At 53.4% G+C, this 14,667-nt stretch carries 9 protein-coding genes and 1 rRNA gene; 1 reads left to right on the forward strand and 9 read right to left on the reverse strand.

Annotated features, from left to right (window positions below):
* Positions 1–8: 8 nt before the first annotated feature.
* The 6 genes from BMY11_RS13680 to BMY11_RS13705 all read right to left on the reverse strand — a co-directional run bounded on the left by BMY11_RS13680 (position 9) and on the right by BMY11_RS13705 (position 8,907).
* Positions 9–3,845, reverse strand: a complete 3,837-nt coding sequence (locus BMY11_RS13680) for a beta-galactosidase (RefSeq protein ID WP_177182633.1) — start codon at positions 3,843–3,845, stop codon at positions 9–11.
* A gap of 16 nt (positions 3,846–3,861) precedes the next feature.
* Positions 3,862–4,707, reverse strand: coding sequence for a hypothetical protein (locus BMY11_RS13685; protein WP_090576677.1), 846 nt, complete (start codon positions 4,705–4,707; stop codon positions 3,862–3,864).
* Complete coding sequence (locus BMY11_RS13690; protein WP_090576680.1) at positions 4,708–5,022, reverse strand: hypothetical protein; 315 nt, start codon at positions 5,020–5,022, stop codon at positions 4,708–4,710.
* Positions 5,012–6,154 carry a carbohydrate kinase family protein gene (locus BMY11_RS13695; RefSeq protein ID WP_090576684.1) on the reverse strand — a complete coding sequence of 381 codons (1,143 nt, stop codon included), beginning with the start codon at positions 6,152–6,154 and terminating at the stop codon, positions 5,012–5,014. The genes BMY11_RS13690 and BMY11_RS13695 overlap by 11 nt, the downstream gene beginning before the upstream one ends.
* The gene (locus tag BMY11_RS13700; protein WP_090576687.1) at positions 6,151–7,050 is read right to left on the reverse strand and encodes a 6-phosphogluconolactonase; all 900 of its coding nucleotides are present in this window, start codon (positions 7,048–7,050) and stop codon (positions 6,151–6,153) included. The genes BMY11_RS13695 and BMY11_RS13700 overlap by 4 nt, the downstream gene beginning before the upstream one ends.
* A gap of 261 nt (positions 7,051–7,311) precedes the next feature.
* Positions 7,312–8,907: an extracellular solute-binding protein gene (locus BMY11_RS13705; protein WP_090576690.1), complete on the reverse strand. Its 1,596-nt coding sequence runs from the start codon at positions 8,905–8,907 to the stop codon at positions 7,312–7,314.
* Between the two features lie 185 nt (positions 8,908–9,092).
* On the opposite strand from BMY11_RS13705, the gene BMY11_RS13710 reads away from it, so the two are divergent.
* The gene (locus BMY11_RS13710; protein ID WP_177182634.1) at positions 9,093–11,348 is read left to right on the forward strand and encodes a helix-turn-helix domain-containing protein; all 2,256 of its coding nucleotides are present in this window, start codon (positions 9,093–9,095) and stop codon (positions 11,346–11,348) included.
* Positions 11,349–11,414: 66 nt separating this feature from the next.
* Here the strand turns inward: BMY11_RS13710 and BMY11_RS13715 are convergent, their stop codons facing one another.
* The 3 genes from BMY11_RS13715 to BMY11_RS13730 all read right to left on the reverse strand — a co-directional run.
* Positions 11,415–12,440, reverse strand: a complete 1,026-nt coding sequence (locus BMY11_RS13715; RefSeq protein WP_256217461.1) for a Gfo/Idh/MocA family oxidoreductase — start codon at positions 12,438–12,440, stop codon at positions 11,415–11,417.
* Positions 12,428–13,870 (reverse strand): hypothetical protein, encoded by a 1,443-nt coding sequence (locus BMY11_RS13720; protein WP_090576698.1) that lies wholly within the window; start codon positions 13,868–13,870, stop codon positions 12,428–12,430. Before BMY11_RS13720 ends, BMY11_RS13715 begins: the two co-directional genes overlap by 13 nt.
* Before the next feature lie 709 nt (positions 13,871–14,579).
* A 23S ribosomal RNA gene (locus BMY11_RS13730) occupies positions 14,580–14,667 on the reverse strand; the annotation flags it as partial.

Consider the following 14,667-nt stretch of genomic DNA (forward strand, 5'->3'; position numbering starts at 1 on the left):
TGAGTTGATTATGCGATTATTACTTCGAGCCGGGCAGAGATTCCCGTCGCTGCATCTTTTGCTGTAATGGTCCACTTCCCTATCCGCTCATTGAATGGAATGATGAGTTCATGGGTCGCCCGATTGCCTGTTAGCGTGAGATTCTCGTCATACAGCCACTGCCGCTTGCCGCCTGGGTCCGTCAGCTGGAAGCAGATCACGCTTGCAAAATGATGCTGCGGCTCGTCGGTCAGCAAGTCGATGCTGACCGACGCCTTTTCCCCGAGCTTCCATTCCAGACTCGGGGACGACAGGCTGATGCCGTTAACGCGGCAAGGCAGCAGCGCGAATAGCTTCGTATCCCCTTCGGCGAGCTCGAATTCCGCCGTATCGGTCAGCCCTACGTAGCGCTGTTCGCGAATATCGTACACATGCGCCTGCTTCGTGAAGGCGAATCGCAGCTGCTCCGAATCTCCATACTGCTTCTTCCCTGCGCCGACGGCTAGGCCGTCATGACCAAGCGTCCGCTTGCCGGACACGCCTCGAATGACTGCAACGTACGCGGCGTTCTCGCTGCGGTAATAGAAGCTCTCATACCCGGCGTGTGCCGGTGCGCCGTCAGCTTGCAGCAGCTCGGCCGGCTTTCCCGCAGCCGACAAGCCGATGAGCTCACGCAGCAGTGCGCGTATGGAGTCACCATCCGCACCTTTGTCACGCAGCTCCGCGTAGTCAGTCATCGCGATGTTCAAATATATCGCCTTGCCTGCGCCTACTGTTCGAACATGAACAGCGCTGACCTTCCGCATGAAGTCATCGCGAAACGCAGGATGACCGTCCGCGGAACGGATACCGATTTCGGCGAACCTTACGCCTTGAATCTCATCGTTCAGCAAGAAAAACGGAAAGTCCGCGTTCGGCACGAACTCATTGTTGATATAGAACGGCTCCGCTTCCAGCGATAGTCGCTCAATGCCGAACAGCGGATCGAGCTGTCCTTGCATGAGCAAGGCGCAATGCCGGTCCATCAGGCCGGTTTGGAAGTCACCAATGATGACGCCGCCTTCTTGGACAAACCTCATAATGGCTTCCGTTTCTTCCGCGCTGAGGGCAATAGAGTAAGGTAGCACCAGCAGCTTGAAGCCCCGCTCCAGTAGCTCGCCCGCTTCGATCTGCTGCGAAGCGAGAAACACGTATTGGTAACCGCAATCCTCCAGCAGATGAATCCAGCCTTGGCGGTTCTTCTCGAACCGTGATTTATCCGATACAATTGTTGTTCCACGAACGGATGCCATAGAATAATGGACGGCAATGCCGCAATGGTCGCGCTGCGAGGCGTGCAGCAGCAGCTTGCCAATGCCCTCTTCACGGATTTCCTTGAAAGGCATGCTGAAATCCCGCGCACTTGCGCTAAATGTATAATCAGGATTAATCAGGCTGTACTCCCAGAATAGGTTGCACAGCGTAAGCCCATGATAGAGCGCATGCCAGACACTGTGGCTCGCAGTCACGCCATCAACGCCGTAGCCGAACCAGCCGCCGATGATCGTTCCCGGCTTTGCAAAAGAGCGATGGAACTCGTACTGATTGCCGACCCCGTAGGCTTCAAAGTAGCCGACATGCTGATGAAGCCGGTAATAATCATATCCGGAGTAAGCCGTCGACGCCTGGCAGCCAGACATCCGAATGACGCCGTCCTCGTCCACGCTTCGGACGATATTCGCGATGCGGCGGTACGCTTCCACGAAGGTATGCTCCATGAATCGGCGGTGGTCCGCCCATGGCGCAAAGCTTGCTTTTGCCTTAGCTTCCTCCCGCGTGTACGGCATTACGTCTTCCCATCGCGTGAAAGAGGTGCCCCAAGAATGGTTCAGTGCCGCGATACCGCTGGCACCACCATACTCCCGTTTCAGCCATTCTCGCATTTCCCTCATGCAGTGCGGGCAGAAACATAGATCCAGCTCGTCGGTGTAGCAGGTTAGCGAGCCTTCGTCATTGGCGAAATACGCGATCGGGCCAAAATGCTTAAATGCCGACACCTTGCTCGTAATCTTGCGCTCCATCCCCTCCCAGAACTCGGGGTCATTCAAGCAAGGTACTCGTACAAGGTATTGTTTGTCCTTCGTCCGATAGTAATTTTCTTTGCGCTCCACGTATGGCGCTCTGTGGTACCAGTAGATGCCGAGGCCTTCTGCTCCCGACATCGTCAGCGTCTTTGCGCTGCCGGGATAGAGCCCCGTAATGCCAAGCTCGCGGAAACGCTCGCCTATCAGATGGAGAAAATCACCATGCCCGCGGTTTTGCGGGGCGGTGAATACTTCGAAATCATGAATACAGCGCTGCTCAGGCGTCACGACAATTGGAGCGGAGCTCCATCGCTGGATGCGATTTCCGCCGACATACACATCGGCGTGAACGGTGATGTGCATCGATTTGGAGGATGCTACCTGATATGGGGCAGCATCCACATGCACTGCTTCGCCCTCGGCCTCGGCCCCGGCCCCGGCCCCGCCACCGCCGTCGCCTCTGAATTCATGCTCCGACTGCTGCAACACCTGGCCGTAATCGTCGATCACCTGTACCGACAGGTAGCCGGGTCCGCCTTGCAATTGAAAGCTCGATTCGACGAGTTCACCACATGCCGCCGTTTGATGACTGACCGTCGCTTCGCTGATGCTTGCGAATAGCGGTAACGAGAAGCCGTATGTAGCGAAGTCCTGCAACTCCCCCTCCGCATAGACGTTCAGCTCGACGCGGAAATCTCCGCCTGCTGCCAGCCCAGGCTTCGCAGCGGTCAGCTCAAGCAAGCCGCTGCTTCCGCAAATGCCCGCATCCACTACGTCGTCATAGCCGTTCTTGATCGTATAACGAATCTCATCCGATGATACGGCTCCCGACGTGCGAATATGCCAGCCCTTCTCCGTTTGCTCCGGCTGCTCCAGCACACAATCAGGCTCGCGCCGCGCAGCCCAAGTCACGCTGCGAAACACAAGCTCATAGAACGATTCCAGAAATGCAAACGTGCAGCCACTCCGCACGCCTTGCCACCGATCAATAACAGCGTCGAACGTCGACTCTTTGCCAGTGAAGTCCTTATGCTGCGGCAGTATATCGCGCGGATAATAGCCGAAAGCGACAACTCTGCCGCGTCCATAATCGCGAGCGGCGGCAATCGGCTCACCAGTCGGCGTTGCGATCAGCACCTCTGCCCCTTCAGCTGCCTGATAAGGATAATAAGCCAGCTCTTCGCAAGGCAACAGCTCAAGTGGGATACCTCTAGTCACATAGTGGGGCTTCGCTGCCTCCCACTTATCCGAGCGCAGCAGGTCGAATCGCACCTTCGGATAACCTTCGCCTGCATTGTTGTCGACGGCGAACCCTTCCTCGAACTGATTGACCAGCGGCGACAACGCTTCAAGCTCTGGCGACTTCGGTTTGTCCTGCCCGTGGAAGGGGCGAATGAGCACAAGTCCCGCGCCGTTCTCCACTCTGCGCACTATAGCGGCTCTCGTCGCAGCCGTGAAATGTGCCCAGCCGTTCACACCTGGAATAACGAGTACATCGTAATGCTCCTCGCTCGTCATGGCTTTTTCCAAGTTGTCGTACATGATATGCTGGTCGTCCACCGACGCGCGGATGTCATAGAAGTCGCCAAATCCCCATTTGTTAAGGTCCCATGCCCGATCAATTGTCACCGTCTCATACTGGACGCCCGTGCGGCGGATGAACTCCACGCTCTCACGCCCATACTTGACGCTTGGCACGAAGAATAGCTTCAGCTTGCTTCCGCCGCCTGCGAACGGCTGCAATCGGTCAGGACAAGCTTCGCCACTACTTATGTCATACCTGATGTCGTATTGGTATTTCATCCTTATCACGCCTCCCTCAATTTCCGCAGCGGTAGCGGTACAACTGATCGCATGGGAATTCCGTACCATATTGGCTGCGCAGCGCGTTCGCCCTGTTCATTACGCCGACACGATACACATCGTCCACTTGGCTGACATAATGCTTGAACGCCAGCTGAACAACTGCCTCCGGGTGATGGCGATAGATGCGCCGTTCTAGCGGATGGCTGCCGACCCATGCCTCGATCCGCGCCATTTCCTCTTCCGTCGCAATGCCTCCATATGGCTTATCCTCTTGAAAATAAATCGTCGACCGCGCCTCGCCGCCAAGCTCCTTGGCAACCGCAACCGCTGCCTCGCGCACGATGAAATGGTCGATATGCTCCTTGAAGGCTACCGGAAACACAAGTGCCGTATCGGAGAGCGTTGCCCACTCCTTCGTCCGGGTAATCATCCGAGCGAAGATCTCATGATCCTGCTCGGTGAAATCCGCATACATGCCATGCGGAAATTCCATCTCGCTGTCTGCCAGCTGCTTGCCCCGTGTGAAGCATTCATTCTCGCCAAGCAGCTCATAACCGTAATTGTAGGAACCGAGCAGCTCGTCGATGCAGCCGAGATCCTCCAGCAGCCGTTTACCCGTAGCGAGCTTCTGCCGATCCAGACTCGAGTCAAAGTTTCCACTGCCCGTATGCGCCAAATAGTTGCTTCGTGAGAAGACGTTCACGATGCGGAAGCTCTTCGTATGCAGCAGCCCCTGCTCCGCAAGCTCTAGGACATAGCCGCCTAGAAAGAACAGGAAATCATCATAGTGCGGGGAGATCACAATGATATTTCGCTCGGGAATGACCGCTTCAATTGGTAATGGCCGGATACTCATCATTTACGATTCCTCCAGCAGCTTATAAATTTCCGTGTACGAATCTTGAAAATACGGCAGCTGCAAGCGAGCCAGCTCCTCATGCCTCGCATCCTGTTCGAGGAAAGCGACAGCCTGCTGCGCCGCATCGAGCGAGTCGAACTCGCATTCCCAGATCAGTGTGTTCATCGCTTCCCTGCCGCTGTAAGGCATGTACCGTCTACCCTTCGGGAATGCGAATATCTCCCGCTCCAGCATTGCGAACCGCTGCTCCAGCTCCAGAAATTCTGCCCGACTGGCGGCATGAAACCGCTGTACGAGCCGTAATTTATACGCCATCTTCGCTCTCCTCCTCCAATTGCAGCATGCGGCGAAATGCGTCGCCCAGCGCGAGGTCGTTCTCGCTTGCGATGCTTCTGAGCAGCCTCACATCTGCATTCGGATGAATCGAATGCGGCGAAGTGACAGAGAGCGCGGCAAGCAGCACGCCAAGCTCCACTGCACTCGATAGCGGCGTCTCGCCGAAGATAGCGTCAGCGGAGTGGTCCTTCATAAACGGAAGCCCACAGCACAAACCACTAATAACGCCGCCAAGCAAAGCATCTCCCGCACCAGCGCTGCTAACGGCAGCAACCTGCAGCGAAGGTGTATGAATGATGCGATCACCTTCGCAGCTGTAACAACCATCCTCGCCGTCCGTCATGATGAGTCGAATCGTCGGCTGCTCAGTCTTCAAGACGTTGTAGCAGCGCTTGGCAATTGTGCCGCCGTCCTCGCAGGCTTCTTCCAATCCGGCGATGCGGTGCGCCTCTTCCCGGTTGACCGCAAGTAGGTCGGTCAGCCCGTAGCCGCCAAGCCGGCCGAATGCTTCCGCCTCGGCAGCAAGCACCGAGGCAACAGTGAAGCTGCCCCTCGCGCGGCCTGCGGCAAGAAGCGCAATACGCGCTTCAATCGGCACTTCCGGCGCTGCCAGCACCAGCTCGCCTTCTCCTGGCGGCAGCTCCTGCAAGGCGTGCCCGATATCAAGCGCCGATACCAACCCGCTCGCGCTGTTCGACGTCGTGATGTTACCGCCGGACAGATCGGGATATTGGAAGCACACGCTGAACAACGTCCGCGCAGCTTCCGCTATATTCACGTGAGCAATGGACATGCCGGTATCCTCCAGCTGTGCGAGCAGCGCGAAGCCTTCGGCGTCTTTGCCAACCTTGCCGATTGGATACACCGCGAAGCCGCCACCCCCAAGCAGCACAGCCGGATAATGGCAAATAATATGCAGCTTGCAGAAATCCCGGCTATCCGTCAGTACACCTAGCCTGCTCTCATTTCTGCCGAGCGTATGCTCATCCTTTAGCTGAAACAGCATGCCGGAGCCAATCCCGCCTGTTCCAATCAGCCTCGTGTACCGGTAACCAGCTCCAGTCGCATGACTTAGCACATTCGCACTCGCATTCATGCTCATTTTTTTCATCCATTCACCCCATTGAACGCCCACTCCGGATGCTCGGATATCGGATGCGTTGCTGTCTCCACCGTTGCCGTAATGAGGACGTCGGGATGCGATTGCAGCAGCGTCATCGGATACTCCGCCGTTTCCTCCGCAAATAGCGCCACTCGCAGCGCGGTCTGCTTCCATGCGCCGGTATCGCTGTATATTCGCACCTTGCGTGCCGACAGGCATTCCTTCATCCCAAGCGTAATCGACATCGGCGGCACGAACTGATACGCACCTCCGTATGTACGCTGCGCAAGCGCAATGATCGTATCGGCATTGTTATCCTGTACACGGATCTCCGAGCTGCGTAGCTGCTCTACCGTAATAGCGCTGTAGTGATTCCTGCGCGCCTGATTGTAAGCGAGGTGTCCGTCCTGTCCCCAGCCGCCAAGCGTCAGATCAATCGGAGCTGCGGCAATCTTGCCCTTGATCGTCTCAATAGCCGATGGCAACGGAAAATACCTCTGTTCCTCAGGAACCGCTAGTTCCGAATCAATGCCCCCATAGAAATGCTTTTCCATAAAAGCTCTGAAGTTGTAGGGATCACCCGGATGAAGCTCCCTGCCTTGCCAGTCGAGACACTCATCCATATGAAACACGGTCATGCGAGCAAGGGAAATCCGCTCCTTATTCACGATGCGGACGAAAGGCTCATACCACGCCTTCGGTCCGCAGGGCACAATCGCGCGAAACGGCCGATCTTCCTCATTCGCTCGCTTGATATCATCGGCGAAATCTCTGGCCATGAGCATTCCCATCGCAGCAGAATCGTTCACGATCCGCAGCGGAATCCGCTTCTTCGGGTGAGCGCTCAGCTCGGATGCCGGCACTTTGCACCATTCATACAACTCTTTTACATCAATCTGCCCCATCGTCCCCATCCTCCTTACACAAGGCTAGCCGCCTCCATCCTAGCTTAGAAGAACAATCTCCCGCTGAACATCGGCAGTTCTTTGACTTCCTCGACGATTTGTTGCCTCAGGTGAAAAATGATGAAGCAATGAGAAAATCGACCAATAAAAAAGGTCGAGCTCGTGGCGATAGATGCACCACCGGGCTCAACCTAATCATTTATAACTGTCTACCTGCGCGAATTCCCCTTACCACTCTTGCTCCCTTTTGCGGTTATGACCCTATTCCCAGCCCGGCTCAATCCCGTTCTTCTTCAGCAGCGCATTGACCTCGTCAATGATCGCCTGCCCGCCGTCTTGCAAATACTCATCAACAGCGGCGTCCCAATTCGTAATCGACTCCTCGCCGATAATCATCCGCGTCACATGATCAGTGAAAGCTTCCTCAAGCTCCGACTCCTTCTCGTTTCGCAGTGGCGATTCTATCTCATCCACCGGATTTTTATACATTTTCACATGCTCCAGCGTCCCCACAGCATTGGCTACAAACTGCTTCGCCAGCGGATCGGTAACCGCGTTCTGCGGCTGCAGCACTTCATCGTTTGGCGCCCAGTATCGGCCGATCAAATAGTTTTTGGGGCGCGAATTCTGCGCATCAGCCTTCTCGACCGCAATACCGTCCTTCATCTCATAACCTTTGCCAACGCCGCCGTACTGCCAATCGAAGTCCGCATTGCTCGGCCCCCGATTCTCCCAAGGAATCCAGGTGCTCATATAATCCAGCATGCCAAGAATGAGGTCGGCTTTCTTCTGATTCTGTGAAAGCGCCGCATTCAGCGTAATCATTTGGTAGATGCCTTTGCCGCTGGAGAGATAACCGCTCTGCCCGTCATCCTGCATGAATGGTGGTATAACAGCAAGCTCAGCGGAAGGCTGAAGCGTTCTTAATCCTGCGAACCGTTTCTCGTTGAAATCATAGGGCTGCTCGAAGTACATGCCTATCTGACCAGTGAAGAACGCATCGCGGACATCGCTCATCTTCGAAACCGCCCAGTCCTTCGCTATCCCTCCGGCCTTGTACAGCTGTGCCAGAAACTGCACCTGCTCCTTATTGCTTGCTGCAATAGTGCCCGGAATAAGCTGGCCTGCGCTGTTACGGTAATACCATGCGGACGAATCGTACCCTACGCCCATAGCCGCCCCATACAAGAGACCCGTCCCGGCCGAGGACATGCCAAGGCCAATCGTATCCGCCTTGCCGTTCCGGTCGGGATCATCTTTGGTGAAGGCAATAAGCACATCCAGAAGCTCTTTATAGTTGGCCGGCATCTTGAGACCCAGGTTGTCCAGCCAATCCTTGCGAATAACCGGGCGCTTGCCGTACTTCTTCGTGAACCAGCGCGGAATGGCATAGATGCTCCCATCAACGGAGACCGAGCTCCATGCGCTTTGAGGGATTTTGGACAATGTGGGGTAATGCGCAATCAGATCATTCAGCTTGAGAAAAGCTCCCTGCCTCGCCCATTTAACGAAGCGACTGTCTGGATTTTCTAAACCAATCATATCCGGCAGCTCCCCGCTTGCCATCGTCACCGCGAGCTTGTCTGGATATTCCTGCATATAGTAGAACTGCGGCTTGAAATCAATGCCGAATTTCGAATCAATCGCCTGCACAGCAGCACCTTCCGGCGCAGGAATCTGGGCATCCCACATGCCGTCCATATAGGAGATTCGCGGCACCCCATCAGAAGCAGTGGATTCATCTTCGCTAATGTTTGTATGACTAGCATCTGGAAAATTAGTTACATTATTGCCGCTGCAAGCTGCAACGGAAGCGAGCATGGAGGCAGCAAGCAGATATGAAACCCATCTCATCATGGTGGCATAATCTCCTTTCGCAGCTGCTGGCGTTTGACTCTATTATCGTATAGACATCTCTCGTAAACTAGCAACAATTGATAAAAAAGCCTTTTTATATATAAATTTCTTCTATCTTGCTAAAATGGTAGCCTGGTGCTACGATTGATTCACCTCATATATTCCAGATGAAACGGAGGAAAACAATGGCCAAAACTGAGCGCCTCAGGCGAGCCTCCAACTCCCTGTTTCTGCAGCTGCTGCTTAGCTTTCTAGCCATTCTCGTGCCACTCATCGCCTTCTTTTTCTTCTCTTTCACCTTTATTACCAACCACGCGACCGACGAAGTAATCAAATACAATACATTAAGCATGAACAAGACAATCGACAAATACGAGAATCATTTCAACCAAATCCGCAATATCGGTCTGGATCTGCTGCTCGATGAGAAGCTGGAGACGCTGAACCGCCCCACCATTGATTATTTGAATGCACGCGCCCTAATGCGAACCATTAACAGCTATCTCAGCCATAAAGAGATTGCGGTACAGAACATTTTCATCTATCTCAAGAAGAGCAATTTTGTTATTTCCGGTGATCGAGGGGTTCGAGCGGACGAGCTATTCTCCAAATACTATATGAGCAATACGTACACGCCAGCCTCTTGGGAGAAGCAATTCAGCGGCAGCGGCGGCCTCAGCATTTTGCCAACCTCCGACTTCAGTGAGAAGACAGTCAGCGGGATATCCGTCAAAGGCCGATATATGCCAGTTGTCATCCGCAATGCATTCTTCCCGGATTATCAAGTCATCGTCATGCTTGATGTGAACCTCATGCTGAAGGAGTTTCAAGATTCTCCCGAAGATCCGTTCCTTATGTTCGATAAAAGTGGCTTGCAGCTCTCAGCGGATAACGTGAGCGATAAAATGCAATCGTTGCCATTTACGCCCTCAGCAATCGCTACCAGTCATGTTAAGAAGGACGGCATCTATTATTTCAGCAAGAAAGGCTCTGTAACCGGCATCCAATATATGAAGATCGTCCCGGACAATCAGATCTCTGCGCAGATTAGTCGATTTAACACGATTCTACTCTCTCTGCTCCTCCTGTTCGCCGCGGTCAGCGTCTGTGCCGCCTGGTTCTTCACCAAACGGTTCCATAATCCGGTCAAAAGCATTATGCAATCCATTCAGCAGCTGAATGCGACGTCCCATGCAGAGAGCAGCATTCATGAATTCAAATATATTCACGACCAAGTCCGTCATCTCGTGGAGACAAGCAATACAATAGATCACGCCGATGCTCGTAAAAACTCGCTGCTTCGCTATTACTCCTTCCTGAACAAACTCAAGAACATCAACGTAAAGGATCAGGAATTTTACGACTTTAATATTCAGGGTCCATACCGGTTACTGCTATTCCGGTTGCAATTCACACCGCGCTTCTTCCAGGAGATTGATGCCGATGAGGGCAAGGCTTCCCTCTTCGTCCGGGAGTATTTGGACACTCACCTGAAGGAGCACGCAGAGACGCAGACTGTACAGCTTGAGCATGACCTCATCCTGTCGCTCGTCATCGGCGGTGAATTGCAAGAAGAGTTACCCTCGTTCCTCACCAGCTTAAAGGCGATCTTCGACCTCGACCAGCGCTATTGGTCTATGACGATCGGGGTTGGAAGCTTATACCGAAGCTCCTCTGACTTAACTCGCGCCTATGAGCAAGTGCAGTCGATTATGGAGTACCGCAAGCTCGGGAATTCCACTCAAATTTTGACGGCTAGTGATGCTCCGCCGGATTATCAGGCTGTAATGAGTGGGCTTCAGGAACAGGAGCTGCAAGCGAATCTAGCGGCAGGCAACGAGGAAGGAGTTCTTCGCCTCATCACTAAAGTGCTTGGGGTGCTGGATAAGAAGGGGGCGACAGCGAACCAATGCTATGATTTTGCTGAGAGTATCATTCAATTGGCAGCGAAGACAGTTTCCTCCCTGCAGCTTGATATGCAAGGCTATAAGGGATTCTTCACTTCCCTCGGCAAGCTTAGGTGCTGCTGCACAGTAGAAGAGCTGCAATCGTACTTAGCCTCGCTGCTGACCTATGTGATCGCCCGCATTCACGAGAAGAAGGCGGAGAAGGACAATATTATCGCTTTCGTAATGAGCTATACAGAGCAGCATTATCAGCACGACATTACGCTTGATATTCTTTCAGACAAGCTCGGCATCTCAGCCAGTTACTTGTCGACCTACTTCAAAATGAAGACTGGCACGAACTTTATCGACTATATCAACAACTACCGGATCGAGCTTGCCAAGTCGCTCCTGCGGGCAGCAGATTTGCGCATTCAAGACGTCGCCTTGCAGGTCGGCTACCAGAATATAAATTCGTTCAATCGGATGTTCAAAAAGATTAGCGGCGTTACGCCGAGTGAATTTCGCAAGCAGCAATTTATTATGGAAAGCTAGAGAAGAGCCGCGCGTCCCTGGCACAACCGGCGGATCATGCGGCTCTTCTTCTGCGATTATTAGTTGCTAGCCGTAATAAGCTTCAGCGCGTCCGCGAATTGCCTCCATAATCTCGACCGATTGGACGGATGAGCGGAGATCCTCCTCGAGCCCGAGCAAATCGGTTCCTCCAGCGCTAAGAATGTCCAGGAACGATGCATTCTCATCGTAGAAACCGAACGCATGCTGCCAATCTTCTGCTGCTGCGATCGTCTCGATTCGTCCTCGCTCCGAGCAGATCAGTCCTGTGAAGCTGCCGGCGTTCTCCATGAGCGGCATATGCAGCTCGTAGGTGAAGCCCTCTCCTCGCACCGTTACCAGCTCCCGCGCGATCCCTGAATGGGGATAGCAATTGAGTTGTACCCGGATACCGCTGCGGAATGTGCCTTCTGCTGCAATGTTCATGAGCCCTTCGCTTATCGCGGACAGATCATCGTAGCGGAAGCGCAGGCTCTCGTAATCTGCACCCGCAATCCATCTCGCTGCATCAATCGCGTGAATCGCTGTCGTAGAGAAGTCTGGATCCGTTCGCTTCACGCGGATCATGTCATATGTCAGGCTGTAGATAGACTTCCCCTGAGCAGCCTGCTCTTGGAGCTTATCCATCAGCTTGCGTACGAGCGGGACATACCTCCGATTGAACGCCACCCGATGCTTGATGCCTTTCAGCTTCGCATGTTCGTACAGCTGAATGACCTCCGCCGTATTTACGCCTGGCGGTTTCTCAAGCAGCAATGCTGTGCCCGCGTCCATGACCTTGAGCGAAACAACTGTTGTCAGCTGCTCGGGAACGAGGACCCAGACAGCATCCAGCTGCTCCTGCGCGAGCATCGCTTCCAAGCTGGTGTAGGCGCGTTCGAAGCCAAAGTCAGCGCGGTAGGACTCTACCGCTTCTTCGTCAACGTCACAGCAGGCTGCGAGCTGAAGCTCCGGGTGCACTGCTTTATATTGCTTCAAGCTAGGGCCATGTGCTGCCCTTGAATGCCAGCCGCAGCCGATGACGCCAACTCTAATTCTGTTTCTGTATTCGCTCCCGCTCATCAGACGCCGCACCGCCAATCCTGATCCTCATGCGCCTTCAGCTGTATCGTCAGCGTGCCGTCATCATGAATTGCTTGCGCGCAAGCCCAGTTCAGCGGCTTCATCACGCCTGGCCTTATTTCCAGCTGTATCGCAAGCTGAATCGCCTGTCCCCGCCAATCTGGCGGCAGCGTCATCGAAACGAGGCTCACTTTGCCCGGGATCGGACAGCCGGGAGCGAGCTTGCCACGCAGCTTCGCGCCCTCTCGTCCTGTTGCTTCCAGCCACAGTGTGCCAGGGACGCCAGCCGAACCGTCATTGATCATCGCGAACACAAGCTCATCAGTTCCGTGCCGCTTCCGTTGCCAGATCCAAGCCGGGCGCAGCCTGTAGCCAAGCCGCCGCTGAAGCGTATGAATGCCTTCAGGATAGCGCTCATTGTACGCTGCAATCGCCTCGGCTTCTGTCCATAGGCCCCAGTAGTTTCCGCTAATATCGAGCGCGTGCAGCATCGAATTCGCGATAACATCAACATTCGCGCTGTCAAAGCTCAGCTTCTCCAGCCGGAAATGACGGTAATAGCCATCCTCGATTATGGCAGCCGTATGCGGCGCCCTGTTCGCAATCACTTCGATCTGTTCCGGCTCATCGAGGATGATGCTGTCCGTCCGCACCCAGCAGCCTTCGTTCATCGCGTATTCTCTCACCGTGCGATTGCCTGTTCGGCTAATATCCGGCTGCGTATTGACCGCAAGCGGTGTATGCTTCCAGCGCTCGATCTGCTGTCTTGTCATCGCCATGAACGTATGCTCGGCAATCGCATAGTTCGGGAACGGGTTCGGCAGATCATTCGTATGTCCCTCTCCCCAGAAGCCGTACATCATCAGATCAACGAATTCGATGAGCGGGTCGCCATCGAAGCGAGCGGCCAGCAACTCATTCAAGTCGTCAAACGCAGCTTGAAACGCAGGATGGTCATACCGAGGCTCGAAGTAATCGAAGTCTTGATTATTGAACCGGCCGATATTGACAAGCGGCACCTCATCAAGCAGGTAGTCGGGCATTGCAAGCCGGTCCGGCTGAATATTCGGGCTCGACAGCTGGATACGGAAAGCCACCCGCAGACCATAACGCTTAGCCGCATTCAGCGTAATGTCCCAGATCGGATGCAGGTTCAGCTCGCCTGACTGCGTTTGCACATCCCGCCAATCGCAGCGAATATAGAGGACATCGACGAAAGGAAGCGAGGCGAGCTTTTCCACATGCTCCTCCAGTGTCTCCTCGCCCTGCCTTGCTTTCAGCGATGGGCCGTTCTCTTCCCAAGCGTACGCGATCAGTCCCATACCCGGATTGCGGACAGGTTCCTGCGATGGCGTCGTCATGTAGATTGTGTACCAACCGTTGTCCTGCTCGATTTGAAAGGGACCTTGATAGAGGCGCCCCACATTGATTTCGGTTTGCACCGCCTCATCACTCCTTAAGAGAAAGTTCACCTTCACCTTAGAAGATGCCCGCTCGAAAAGCTATAATCGGTATTTACGCTTATTCATCATTTTATCGATTTGTATAAATCGTGTTGGAAAACAAAAAGAATGACATTGAATACGACAGTGCCTATTCGTTTAATAATGAACTAAATAATTAAAGCATCCTAAGCTATTGAACCTGCGCCAAAAATCCATTTTCACTTTCCCACCATAGCCTCACCCCTTATCCACTTTGCTTGCAGATGCATACTCCTCAAATTTTCATAACCCTCACTTCATTGACATAAAATCATTTGCGCTGCATAAACTATTTCATTTGGCCATTCTCGGTTGAGGGTAGGTGGAACTAATGAATCCTTTCATAATAGAACAGGATAAGAATTGCGAGATATACTATCGATATGGTAACTATAGCCCAGCTGTCAGTATGAAAGGAACAATTATTGCATATTACAACACGGAAGACGCGTATCTTCATTTCAAGCTAAAAAACAACAGACTGATGGTTATCTCCCTATCCCATATTGTTGGCATTAATTACGACAGTCCTACTCAATAAACTAAACGTAAACAAAAAAACCTCCAGATTCCACATTAAGTGGTTTCTGAAGGTTTTTCATTACGCCTTGAAAACTAGATACGAACCTTTGCGAAGGTTTCTTGCTTTAGCTGATTTTAACTTATTTAGGATAAGCCCTCGACCGATTAGTATTCGTCAGCTGCACACGTTGCCGCGCTTCCACCTCGAACCTATCAACCTGATCGTCTTTCAG

The sequence above is a fragment of the Paenibacillus sp. OV219 genome, assembly GCF_900110075.1.
Classification (GTDB): domain Bacteria; phylum Bacillota; class Bacilli; order Paenibacillales; family Paenibacillaceae; genus Paenibacillus_Z.